Source organism: Algoriphagus sp. A40, from assembly GCF_002002735.1.
Lineage (GTDB): Bacteria > Bacteroidota > Bacteroidia > Cytophagales > Cyclobacteriaceae > Algoriphagus.
In genome coordinates this window covers 105,938-118,262 of record NZ_MUNY01000078.1, presented here as the reverse complement: position 1 = coordinate 118,262, position 12,325 = coordinate 105,938, and the positions used below count along the sequence as shown (strand labels likewise).

12 protein-coding genes are annotated in these 12,325 nt (G+C 46.5%); 9 read left to right on the top strand and 3 right to left on the bottom strand.

The features are described from left to right. Nucleotides 1–34 precede the first annotated feature (34 nt). Complete coding sequence (locus B0E43_RS20370; protein ID WP_077353232.1) at nucleotides 35–793, top strand: alpha/beta fold hydrolase; 759 nt, start codon at nucleotides 35–37, stop codon at nucleotides 791–793. A 36-nt stretch (nucleotides 794–829) separates the two neighbouring features. Here the strand turns inward: B0E43_RS20370 and B0E43_RS20365 are convergent, their stop codons facing one another. Then, nucleotides 830–1,546: a hypothetical protein gene (locus B0E43_RS20365; RefSeq protein ID WP_077353231.1), complete on the bottom strand. Its 717-nt coding sequence runs from the start codon at nucleotides 1,544–1,546 to the stop codon at nucleotides 830–832. A 276-nt stretch (nucleotides 1,547–1,822) separates the two neighbouring features. Further along, on the bottom strand, nucleotides 1,823–3,163 hold the full coding sequence (locus tag B0E43_RS20360) for an amidohydrolase family protein (protein WP_077353230.1): 1,341 nt from the start codon (nucleotides 3,161–3,163) through the stop codon (nucleotides 1,823–1,825). 84 nt (nucleotides 3,164–3,247) lie between these two features. On the opposite strand from B0E43_RS20360, the gene B0E43_RS20355 reads away from it, so the two are divergent. The 3 genes from B0E43_RS20355 to B0E43_RS20345 all read left to right on the top strand — a co-directional run bounded on the left by B0E43_RS20355 (nucleotide 3,248) and on the right by B0E43_RS20345 (nucleotide 6,454). After that, nucleotides 3,248–3,958, top strand: coding sequence for an SAM-dependent methyltransferase (locus B0E43_RS20355; protein WP_077353229.1), 711 nt, complete (start codon nucleotides 3,248–3,250; stop codon nucleotides 3,956–3,958). Nucleotides 3,959–3,961: 3 nt separating this feature from the next. Further along, complete coding sequence (locus tag B0E43_RS20350) at nucleotides 3,962–5,032, top strand: dipeptidase (protein ID WP_077353228.1); 1,071 nt, start codon at nucleotides 3,962–3,964, stop codon at nucleotides 5,030–5,032. A 93-nt stretch (nucleotides 5,033–5,125) separates the two neighbouring features. Then, nucleotides 5,126–6,454, top strand: a complete 1,329-nt coding sequence (locus B0E43_RS20345; RefSeq protein WP_077353227.1) for a hypothetical protein — start codon at nucleotides 5,126–5,128, stop codon at nucleotides 6,452–6,454. A 64-nt stretch (nucleotides 6,455–6,518) separates the two neighbouring features. Here B0E43_RS20345 and B0E43_RS20340 read toward each other — a convergent pair whose 3' ends face one another. Then, on the bottom strand, nucleotides 6,519–7,481 hold the full coding sequence (locus B0E43_RS20340; RefSeq protein ID WP_168171994.1) for a sugar-transfer associated ATP-grasp domain-containing protein: 963 nt from the start codon (nucleotides 7,479–7,481) through the stop codon (nucleotides 6,519–6,521). Between the two features lie 328 nt (nucleotides 7,482–7,809). Here B0E43_RS20340 and B0E43_RS20335 point away from each other — a divergent pair, with 328 nt between their 5' ends. From B0E43_RS20335 to B0E43_RS20315, 5 genes are all read left to right on the top strand, one after another. Then, nucleotides 7,810–8,517: an orotidine 5'-phosphate decarboxylase / HUMPS family protein gene (locus B0E43_RS20335; RefSeq protein ID WP_077353225.1), complete on the top strand. Its 708-nt coding sequence runs from the start codon at nucleotides 7,810–7,812 to the stop codon at nucleotides 8,515–8,517. 4 nt (nucleotides 8,518–8,521) lie between these two features. Then, on the top strand, nucleotides 8,522–9,565 hold the full coding sequence (locus B0E43_RS20330; protein ID WP_077353224.1) for a zinc-binding dehydrogenase: 1,044 nt from the start codon (nucleotides 8,522–8,524) through the stop codon (nucleotides 9,563–9,565). Nucleotide 9,566: 1 nt separating this feature from the next. Beyond that, nucleotides 9,567–10,358, top strand: coding sequence for an SDR family NAD(P)-dependent oxidoreductase (locus tag B0E43_RS20325; RefSeq protein ID WP_077353223.1), 792 nt, complete (start codon nucleotides 9,567–9,569; stop codon nucleotides 10,356–10,358). A gap of 24 nt (nucleotides 10,359–10,382) precedes the next feature. After that, nucleotides 10,383–11,267, top strand: a complete 885-nt coding sequence (locus tag B0E43_RS20320) for a sugar phosphate isomerase/epimerase (RefSeq protein WP_077353222.1) — start codon at nucleotides 10,383–10,385, stop codon at nucleotides 11,265–11,267. A gap of 136 nt (nucleotides 11,268–11,403) precedes the next feature. Further along, a complete protein-coding gene (locus tag B0E43_RS20315) occupies nucleotides 11,404–12,276 on the top strand; it encodes an SMP-30/gluconolactonase/LRE family protein (RefSeq protein WP_077353221.1) in 873 nt (290 codons plus the stop codon). Nucleotides 12,277–12,325 lie beyond the last annotated feature (49 nt).

Genomic DNA, 12,325 nt, shown 5'->3' with positions numbered 1-12,325 from the left:
GTCTGTGGACTATGGACCGTTGACAAAATAAACTATGAAGCTTAACTATAAAAAATCCGGCACCGGCCCCCCACTCGTCATCCTACACGGCCTATTCGGTTCGCTGGACAATTGGTTTTCGATCGCCAAGGAACTGGTGGAGCATTACACGCTTTACCTCGTCGATCAGCGAAACCACGGTGATTCTCCACACGCTAAAGAGTGGAATTACGCCGTGATGGTGGAGGATTTGAAAGAGCTCTTTGATGCCGAGGGATTGGAAAAAGTCTATCTCATGGGTCACTCGATGGGTGGAAAAACGGTGATGAATTTTGCAGTGAAATATCCTGATCGAGTCGAGAAACTCATCGTAGCCGACATTGCCCCGCGCTATTATCCGATCCATCATCAGACGATCTTGGAAGGACTGAATTCTTTGGATCTAAAGAAAATTCAATCCCGGAAAGATGCCGATGAGCAGTTGGCAGAGCATATTCCCGAACTCGGAGTCCGTCAGTTTTTGTTGAAAAGTTTAACCAGAGACAGTGATGGTTTTGGTTGGAAAATCAACCTTCCGGTGATCACCAAAAACATCGAAAATGTCGGGGAAGCTTTGGCCAAAGGAACTGTTTTTGAAGGACCAACCCTATTCCTCGCCGGAGCAAATTCCAACTACATCCAGCAAAAAGACCTGCCTGACTTGGAGGCTCATTTTCCGAATTATCAACTTGAATTTGTCGCCAACGCAGGCCATTGGCTTCACGCCGAACAGCCGCATGCGGTAGTACTGGAGATTCGGAGGTTTTTAAAATAAAAATGGGGACTTTTACATCCCCTTTTTAGGTAAAAACTAATTTTTCAATCTGAAGGAATAACCCAGGTCCAAGGCCCAGTAACTCAGGCTCGTCGAATGGGTGACTTGATATTCCTCAGACTCGAGGATAACTTCAGGAAAATCCCTGACGATCACGTCTTCTATCAAAGAAATCCCAAGAGTCCCCTTCACGAACAAAGTCGATCTTTCACCGACCGCGTAGTGAAGCTCAACATTCGGCTTTAGCAAGGGAAAAATACGACTTTTGACTTCTTGGGAACCAGAAAAGGTGAGGTCATGGAGTGGTATGCCATAACTCGTGTACCTAGTTTGAAATGATTTATCATTTTCGTAGTAACGATTGTCGCTCGGTACTATTCCAATCCCAAAAGCCAAATTCAATCGGACAGAGAATTTAGAATCGCGCGGACGATGGTCATAGCCGATGAGAAGCATAATCGAAAAATGATGGATCTCGCCAATTCCGGGGCGGCTATTTTCAAACTGGAAGCCGTTTCCATATCGGTTCACCCCGAGATCGATTCCATAAATCAATCCATTTTCTTTGATTTTCAGTCCAGAAGCGGTAATGGACCAGCCCCCAGTATTTACAGTTCTCAATCCATCAAAGTTGCCACTGTAGTCCCAATTGATACTCGGGAAACCAAAGGAAAGATTGAGAGTCTTTTGGGCTAAAACTTCGGATTGAGCGGCGATAAGTAATAAAAGAGCCGTTATGATTGTTTTGAACATGGTCTAAAACCCTTTGTCAATTGTGTATAGATCATAGATCCAGCAGGAAAGCCTTTCGGTTTTCTGAAGTCCTAATCAAATGAAAAAAATGAACTATACAATGGGTGTAATTAAAAATTGAAACAATAAAACCCTAGATAGTTGATTTTCCAATATGTTATATCTGAGAGTAAAAGGAAGCTTTTGCGATAAAAGTTAAAAGGAGTGAATCTAAATCGGACTTCACCCCTTCTCTGTTTTGTCTGCCAACTGCGACTGATCACTGTAAACGGAGACCTATTTCACCCTTTTCCCGTGCTTCACCACCAGATCCACATCCTGAAGTAGGTTGATATACCGTAGGACGTCTCCGCGCACGGCGATGATATCTGCGTACTTCCCTTCGGAAATCGTACCATAGTCTTTGTCCACCTTCATGGCTACTGCGGGCCAATAAGTCGCGGCTTTGATGGTCAGGAGAGGATCCATTCCGAAGTGATTCACCCAGACATCGAGTTCGTTCCATGTACTTTGGCTGTGAAATTTCATTGGAATCCCGCTGTCCGTCCCCACCAGCATCACCACGCCGCTTTCTTTGAGTTGGGCAAATTTGCGGTCCAAAGTTGGCTTTCTCACCGGAGTCAATTGGAAATAAGACATCCTGCCCGGAAAGCGTAACGAAGCCCGGATATCCCGAACTATCGAATCCGGCAAACCCAGATGCCAGGAGGTGTCGTCCAGTTTCTCGGGATTGTCCCGCACGGATTCATAATTGTAAAGACCTTCTACGGTTGGAGTCCAGAAAAGCGGCCCTACATTCATCTTGGCTGCCCTTTCTTTCAACAGAAGAATGATGTCCTCGGGATATTCCGGAGCTGAACTCAATCCGGTATGTTCAAAATTGTCCACGCCGATCTTTATCCCAACCCGGATTTCGTCGGGGCGGTGGGAATGGCCAACAACCATTTTCCCATACTTGTGCGCTTCATCCACCACAGCTTGGGCTTCTTCCAAAGTCATTTGATCCTGATCGATCAGTTTAATCACATCGACTCCGGCATCAATCAATTTTTTGACTTTAGCCCGTGCATCGGCTGCCCCATTTACTCCCCAACGGAATGCTTCGGTATTTGGATAAGGAGCTTTTTGGATAAAAGGACCTGACACATAAATCGTCGGACCGGGGATTTCACCTTTGTTGATTCGGTCACGAACTTTGATACTTGCTTCCAAAGGAGCGCCCAAATCCCTGGCACTGGTCACTCCTGCCATCAGCAATTGATGTGCGGAAGATGGCATGATCACGGATTCAAACACATCGATGTAGGTGCTGTCCCAATGGGTGTAGTCACTGTGTCCATTGAGCATCAGGTGCACATGCATATCCCAAAGTCCAGGTAAGACACTCATCCCTTCGGTGGAAATGATCTCCGCCCCTTCTGGAATTCCCAGACTTCCCACTTGACCAATGGCCTTAATTCGCTCATTTTCGATAATTATCACCGAGTTTCGAATTGGTGTTCCTCCAAAACCATCGATTAATGTCCCTCCCACAAGGGCTTTGAGTTGCTGGGCGGATATTGAAAAACTAAAAAGGACGAATAGAATAAGAAAGCTGAATTTTTTAATCAGATGCATAAATAGTGTATTGGATGAATCTTTAAAAGTTAATGATTTTGGGCATTAAATTTTATCTTTCGCCCCCAATCCTGAAATACCAAAATGCCCAAAGGAAAGCTCTTCTTAATTCCCAATGTTTTGGCCGAAAACACAGCCCATTGGGTCATTTCCCCCCAGGTGCTGGAAGTCATTGCTCACACCAAAATTTTCCTGGTCGAGAATCCCCGCTCTGCCCGACGCTACATTTCCAGCCTGAAATTGGGAGTCAATCTGGAAGAAATCCACATGGAGGTACTGGATAAGGGAACTCCTCCGGAGTCGATCAATCGCCTGATGCAACCACTGATGAACGGTGCGGATATCGGAGTGATTTCGGAGGCAGGCTGTCCGGGAATCGCCGATCCAGGGGCCTTGGCCGTAGCCTATGCCCATCAAAAAGACATTCAAGTTGTCCCGATTTCCGGACCTAGTTCCATGTTTTTGGCGCTGATGGGATCCGGATTTTCCGGCCAGTCATTCGCTTTTCACGGGTATTTGCCCATTGATAAAAAAGAAAGGTCCGCCGCTTTGAAAAAACTAGAAGCCGAATCTTTGCGCGAAAAACGCAGCCAGATTTTCATGGAGACTCCCTTCCGAAACAACCAGCTGCTGGAGGACTTGTTGGCAACTTTGGCCCCACAGACCAAGCTTTGCATCGCAAAAAATCTGACGGCAGCCGATGAATTTATCCAAACAAAAACGATTGCTGATTGGAAGAAATTTCCAATCGACCTCCATAAAATCCCTACAGTTTTTATCCTTCAAAGTTTCTAAGCCATGTTTACAATCGATGCTCATCTGGACCTGAGTATGAATGCTCTGGAGTGGAACCGGGACCTCACCAGGCCTGTCTCCGAGATCAATGCCCGGGAAAAAGGCCTGACCGATAAGCCTGACCGCGGAAATGGGACCGTTTCCCTGCCTGAGCTGCGCAAAGGCAACATCGGCTTAGTCGTCGCTACTCAAATCGGTCGCTATGTCGCTCCCGACAATCCGCTGCCCGGCTGGCATTCTGCCGAGCAGGCCTGGGCTCAAACCCAGGGTCAGCTAGCTTGGTATCAAGCGATGGTGGAAAAAGGCGAAATGGCCCAAATCCGAAATCTGGGGGAATTGGACAATCATTTGACTTTTTGGAATGACGGAAAAGATGTCGGCGAAAAGCCGGTAGGATTTATTCTTTCACTCGAAGGTGCAGATTCAATTGTAAATCTGAATTATTTGGAAAAAGCCTATGAAAGCGGACTTCGGGCTTTAGGCCCGGCTCATTATGGTCCCGGACGATATGCATTCGGAACTGATTCTTCAGCTCCGCTTAGTCAACAAGGTAAAGAGCTGGTCAAAAAAATGGACGAACTGGGGATCATTCTCGATACGACTCACCTTTGCGATTTGGCTTTTTGGGATGCTTTGGAAATTTATCAGGGTCCAGTTTGGGCAAGTCATAACAATGTGAGGGCGCTAGTCGATCACAACCGACAGTTTTCCGATGAAATGATAAAAGCTTTGGTGGACCGAGGTGCGGTGATCGGCGGGGCTTTTGACGCATGGATGTTAAGTCCAGGATGGGTAAGAGGAAAGTCTACCCCCAAAGAACGAAACGTGACTATTTCAACGGTTCTGGATCACATGGATCACATTTGCCAGATCGCCGGAAATGCCAACCATATCGGGATCGGTTCGGATTTGGATGGAGCCTTTGGTACAGAACAAAGCCCATCTGACCTGGAATCCATTGCTGATCTTCAAAAAATCCCTGATCTACTCCGCAAAAGAGGATACTCTGAATCAGACGTAGAAAAGGTCTTGCACGGGAATTGGTTGAACTTCTTGAAGAAAGCTTGGTCATGAACAAAGAATAATTGAATTTTATTGACACGATTGGTTTGCATAAATAATTCTAATTGAATTATTTGCCCCTCTCAATTACCCAAACAAAAGAATATGCAATACAAACAATTACCTCTTTTCATCTTTTTCACCCTTTTTGCTTTCTCGTCCTTCTCCCAAAAATTGATGCTTACCGCGGATCATTCCGATGCAAAATTTATTTTGCTGAATGACTATGATGATTCTGATATGCAGGAATTGGGGACCGGCACCGTAGAGCTAAAACTTGAAAAGGATTCCAAAAATCGTGTAAAAATCACCAAACCAGGCTACCAGCCGGTCATTAAGGAGTACAACAAAGACCTCAAATGGGACAAAGAGCAGCGAATCGCTCTTGACACCAGACAAGTGGATGTCACCGCTGAGCCTTTTGATGCCGAAATCTTAGTGGACGGCCGGGTAATCGGCACCAAAGCCATTTACCTCTATATCCAGAAGGATCGCTTTTTGACAGTTGAAGTAAAAAAGCCGGGATTTGTCACTGCCACTAAAGTTTATTACAATCAGGCTGACAAGGAAACCCCGCCCATGAAGGATCACTTTACCCTGAAGGATCGACAGGTAAGACTTGAAGTCTCCCCTGCGGATGCTGTGGTGGCAGCCAACGGAATTTCAATGGGCAGAGGAAATCAGGACATCAATATTCCATTGGGTGATTGTGTTACCATCACTGTCACCAAGGATGGCTATGTCAATTACGAAAAAGTAATCTGTAACAAAGAAGGTGATCCTGAACCTCCGGTGAGAGACAAAGCACTTCTTGAAGACAGATTGGTGAAAATCACAACTGCACCAAATGACGCAGCAATTGAAATCGGCGGAAAGCGTGTCGGCAATGGATCTTATGACTTGAAAGTCCCAAAAAATGCCTGCGTGGAGGTAAGAATCACCAAAGACGGATTTATCCGGTACATGAAAAACTACTGCAACCAGGCCAACATGCAGGAACCACCGGCTTCGGATTTTCTGGAAATGGCAGTGGATGAGGCCTATACTTCTTCGGTTTCTTCAGATTTGGCAAACGTAAGGATCACCGTTCCTGTAAAAGCAGGAATCACACCGGAGGAATCCTGGAAAATCCTAAGCTCGATTATCACTGGCTATTTCGACATTCTCGAAACTGTTGACTACAACACCGGCTACCTGACTACCTCCTGGCAGGTTCAAAACTTCCAGTCCAGCATCATCCGGACCCGTGTCATCGTCTCCACAGGAGGTAATACCGACCAGATTGCCTATGCTGTCAAACTAATCAGTCAGGAAGCATTCCTCGACGGACAAAATGCTGTCACAGTGAAGGACGATGAGAAATTCCAGGATTGGGCCCGAATTTTGAAAAAATACGATGGGTTGATCCAAGAGATTCAGGCACGTCTTCAGTAATTTTAGGAGAATTTAAAATTCATTTTGAACCCTGAGTTGAATTTAACTCAGGGTTTTTTTTGCCCTATTTACAAAGTTTTTCCCATCCAAGCTCCCTGAAATGCGGTCCAATGGCAGCCTCTGAAAATACAATTCCGGGTTCGTCTGTGTTCCATTCCATGATTTTCACCTCACCGCTTTGTTCGATGGACACATCCCAACCAATCAGTTCAAAGTGGGCAAACCTGTCATGCAACTGTTCACAAAGCCTCACTGCCTTGGCAAATTCAGGTATGGTCCTTCCCTCAAATGGAACCTGAGTATCGGGATGAACTTCCAAAACCGTCCAGTCCGGACTGATTGCCTGATGATAAAAACTCCCATCGTTTGAGTAAACCGGAACGCGAATACAATCTGAAGTATAGATATACTCCATTCCCAGCCTACCTACTCTCAAGGTTGTGAGCCGGTTTACAGCAGGCTTGCTGGCAAGTTTTACCGTCGTAATTCGGAGTGTGGCTACACTTCCCGGACTGATTTCTTCGAAAAAAGCATGCTGCCGAATGGGAGCCTGAATCACAAAATCTCCCGCAGATTTGAAATCAAATTCGGAGAATTTATCTGAGTCAAGCTTCACGACCCCGTTTCCCTGCAGGGAGTAGTCCTTTTTGAGAAAAACGACCGGGTATTGGTCAAACAAGAAAGTCTTGATCCGGGCAAAGTCCAGCGTCTCCCCTATTACTGTGATCCAGCTTCCTCTGATGCAATAAACCAAATCAGGAAGTGCCTCTGCCTGCAGAATCCTGCGCGAAAGGGTTTTCAGGCGCCCGATATCCCGGAAATTCCCATTGATCGCCGGGCAAACCACCCTGCCCAGGTAGTTATCCGGAATCCAGCCTTCCAGAAATTCCCCCCGGAATGCAGTGTATAACTTCAGCCAGGGAGCAAAATCCGCCGATCCCAACACAGTTATCGCATATTCCTCGGCTTTTTTTTCATTGGTCACGGAAAGGGTCCGCCCTTGCTTGGCTAGGACCTGCAGGCCCATATCGACTCGACTGATATGACTTTGGTCATAGAGGCGATTCCACCTTCTTTTCCTTGATTTTCTGAATTTATTTTTTAAAAACTGGCTGACTGACATAAGCTGGGAGAAGGCTCGAATTTCAATTTTTATTTCTCCTGAAAAAACCCACTACTCAAAAAAATGAGAGATAAGCAAAAACAGCTGGCATCAGAAAAAAAAACATTTCAACAAAAAATTAAGCTTGGAAGTGTCTCTTGTGGAATAGTCCTTTCAGGATAGTTCGGGGTATTATCTGACGGAATAATCCATAAATTAAGCACCGGCTAATTAATTCAAACCCATAGAAAATATGAAACCTATTGTACAGATTTCCCTGGATCTGACGAATATCGATGAGGCCCTGGAAACCGCCGCTTTGGCAATGAGAGCCGGAGTGGACTGGCTCGAGGCCGGCACACCACTAATTTTGGCAGAAGGCCTTCATGGAGTAAGAAAGCTGAGAGAAGCATTCCCGGGTGTACCCATTGTGGCTGATCTCAAAACCATGGACGGAGGATACTTGGAAGCTGAAATGATGGCAAAAGCCGGAGCAACTCACGTCGTGGTGATGGCAAGAGCCCATGCAGAAACCATCAAATGTGTGGTCAAAGCAGGCAAAGACTTTGGTGTCAAAGTAATGGGCGACAATATGATTTGCCCGGATATGATCGAAGGAGCGAAATTTTTGGAAGACCTCGGTTGCGATTTTGTAATTCACCACATCGGATATGATGAGCGCAGGGGACTAGCAGCTGCCGGTCATCGCATGCCAAGTCCATTGGACCAACTTCGTGAAGTGGTAGCAGCAGTGAATATCCCAGTTCAGGCTGTTGGAGGACTTTCCCTGGAGCAGGCGATCAAATGCCCGCAATACGGAGCACCACTGGTGGTACTCGGTGCGCCTTTGACCATCGATGCTGATTCTTTCAAAACTGCCGACGGAAATTTGGAAGCTTCACTTCGAATGATCTGTGAAGCAATTCATGCCCAACAAACTATTTTTCCACTAAAAGCCTAATCCCATGTCCAGCTCAAAAAACGCGGCAGTAGTAAATTACTCCGAACAAAAATATTCTGTTGAAATCCGAGAAATCCCAGTCCCTGAGATCGGAGACGAAGATATCCTCTTGGAGGTAGAAAACGTCGGCGTATGCGGAAGTGACCTCCACCAGTGGACCTCTGACCATAGCTGGCCAGTAAATTACCCTGTTGTTTTGGGTCATGAGTTTGGCGGAAAAATCGCCGCCTTAGGTTCCAGGGTATCCGGCTGGAAAGTCGGTGACCGGGTGGTCTCTGAGACTGCCGCTGTGATCGATACCCAAAACCCGATGAGCAAAGTCGGACTTTATAACCTGGACCCAACCCGAAAAGGATTTGGATATGGTGTAAACGGAGCAATGACCCGCTTTGTCCGGGTGCCTGCAAGATGCCTGCACAACGTGCCTGCAAATCTTTCATTTGAGGAGGCTTGCCTGACCGAACCTTGTTGTGTTGCCTACAATTCAGTGGTAGGAAATTCCAGCATCAAACCCGGAGATCGGGTGATAGTCATTGGACCGGGGACAATCGGTATTCTTTGCGCAGCAATGGCTCGACTTTGCGGAGCTGAGGTTGGACTCCTTGGTTTGGAAGGTGATCGGGCTAGATTGGAGATCGCCAAGCAGGCTTATGGTTGTGAGCCTCTGATCGGTGAAGATGCAGCTGAGGCTTGGGCAAAAAAACGTGACGGATTGGGCGCTGACCTGATTATCGACGCAGCTGGCCACAGCATCACGCTAAAAATCGCCATGAAAATTGTCCGTCCAAACGGTCAGATTACCAAAGTGGGATGGGGTCCTCAGCCGCTCAATTTTTCCATTGATCCAATCGTGCAGAAAAACATCCGTCTTCAGGGAAGTTTCAGCCACAACTGGCCGATTTGGGAGAGAGTTATCGCCCTTCTTGCGAGCGGTGCTTTGAATGTGAAACCAATCATCGGAGGCGTTTGGCCGATTACCGAATGGCATGAGGCTTTTGAAAAAATGCATTCAGGACAAGTTGTAAAATCAGTTCTCAAACCGGTCTGATATGAGACTTAAGGGCAAAGTCATTATTGTCACCGGCAGTACGACTGGGATCGGCAAAGCCATCGCAAAACGTTGTGTGGCCGAAGGTGCCAAAGTCGTGCTTCATGGTCTGGAGGAGTTTTTAGGCTTGGAAGTCCTGGAAGAGATCGGAGCTGAAAATGCAGTTTTTCACCACGAAGATATTTCCGCAGAAGGATGTCCAGAGCGCTTGGTTCAGCTTGCCGTAAACACTTTTGGCAAACTGGATGCAGTGGTCAACAATGCCGCTTGGGTCATTACCTCCAATGTGGAAAACACCGATCGGGCTTTTCTCCAAAAAATCCTGGACATCAATACGATTTCTCCTTTTCTCCTGATTCAGGAAGCACTTCCTGAACTCACAAAAAATAAGGGCTGTGTCCTCAACATTGGATCAGTCAATGCCTGGAGCGGTGAACCCAATTTGCTTGCCTATTCTATTTCAAAAGGTGGCTTGATGACTATGACCCGTAATCTCGGGGATGCTTTGATCCGGGAATATGGTGTCCGGGTGAATCAGATCAACCCGGGGTGGGTTCTAACCGAGCGCGAACGCGAGCGAAAGAAAGATCACGGACTTTCCGAAACCTGGTACGAAGGTCTGCCAGACATCTATGCCCCGGCTGGAAGAATTCTCTGGCCGGAGGAGATTGCCGCAGCGGTCATTTATTGGCTTTCGGACGAAAGCGGCCCAATCAGCGGTCAGGTAGTAGATCTCGAGCAATACCCGATGATCGGCAGAAATGCCCCCAAAGACACCAGCACAATCAAGTAATTACCAGAAAAACAGACATTCAAAATGCCAAAATTAGCAGCATTTCCCAAGGCCTTTATGCAGGCCCTTTGCAAAGACGGAAGTATGAAAATCGCCGACTGGGTCAAACTGGCGGCACCTTTGGAAATCGACGGGCTGGAATGGTACGCCGGATTTCTGGAAATGGAAAATGAGAAAAACTGGCCTCAATTCCGCCGAATGGTAGAAAATGAGGGCATGGTCATCCCGATGATGTGCTGCTCGCCGGACTTTACCCATCGCGACAAAGCCTTCCGTGAGAAAGAAATTGAAAAGCAGAAACGCTGGATCGAAATGACCGACGTCCTCGGCGGAAAATACTGCCGCGTGCTTTCGGGCCAATATCGTCCGGAATTGTCCATTGACGAAGGAATCAATTTGGCAAAAGATTGCATTGAGGCATGTTTGCCTTATGCTCAATCCTTGGGTATCACGCTGATCATCGAAAATCACTACAAGGATGACTTCTGGGAATATCCGGAATTTGCACAAAAGCGAGCCATTTTCACCAAATTGGTCAACAGCATTCACCATCCCAACTTCGGGGTCAATTACGATCCGAGCAATACTTTCCTTGCTGGCGAAGATCCGCTGGATTTGTTGTATGATGTTTCGGAAAGAGTAGTGACGATGCATGCCAGCGACCGTTTCCTCAAGTACGGGTCGATAGAGGACCTTCGAAAGGTGGAAGGAGGAGCGGTGGGCTATGCAAAAATGCTCAGTCACGGAGAAATCGGCAAAGGAATGAATGACTACGATGCCATTTTCACTGAATTGAAAAGAGTTGGCTTTGACAATTGGATCAGCATCGAAGACGGAGTGGATGGTATGGATCAACTTGAGCGAAGCGTTGCCTTTTTGAAGAAAAAGATCGCGCAATACTGGCATTAATAGTCTACAGATTACAGTCGACTTGTTTAAGGATTACTAGGACAAAATCTTTTCTTTTAAGTCAAAATTTATACCTTAAGTTTAGAAATTTCTCTGACCTTGATGAAGCACCAAGTCGATAGACTGTTGACAAAAAATGAAAGCAAATCACCTTTTCCCATCCCAATGCTTCCTAGGTGAAGGCCCTTATTGGCATTCCGAAAGAGGAAGCTTTTATTGGGTCGATATCGAAAACGGAAAACTTTTCGAGCACCAATTAGCGACTGGATCAACCCGAAATTGGAATTTCTCTGACCGACTGACGGTAGTTTTGGAAGGTCAAAACCATAAACTTATTCTAGGAATAGGCCGTAAATTGGCACGTTTTGATCCAAAAACTGAGGAATTGGAATGGATAAGTGAGGTTGAACATGACTTGGAATTGCACCGATTCAACGACGGAAAAGTTGACCCTGCCGGCAGAATCTGGATCGGCACCCTGAGCACAAAATTCACTCAGGGTGCAGGTTCACTCTATCGAATCGGAACGGATTTAGCCCCTTCCAAAATGCTTTCCGATCTGACCATTTCCAACGGAATGGCCTGGACTGAGGACAACCGGACATTCTATTTTATTGACAGTCCCACGCAGCAGATCAATGAATTTGATTATGATCTGGAGTCAGGGGAAATCAGATTCAGGAGACTTGCAGTCGAGGTACCCAAATCTCTTGGAACTCCAGACGGGATGTGTATCGACCGGGAGGGGATGCTTTGGGTCGCTCATTATGGTGGTTCGGGTGTTTATCGCTGGAATCCCAATTCAGGTCAACTCTTGGAAAAAATCGAGGTTCCAGTACCTCATGTGACATCCTGCTGTTTTGGAGGAGAAAATTTGGACCACTTGCTCATAACCACTGCCCAGGAAAATCTTTCTCCGGAGGATTTGATAAAGTATCACATCAGCGGAGATGTGTTTTTGGTAAAAACTGAGGCAAAGGGATATTTACCCCATAAGGCTTTGGTGTAAAAACCCCTCAAAAGTCCCATTTTCTGGGGATTTTTTGGGATTCACCACC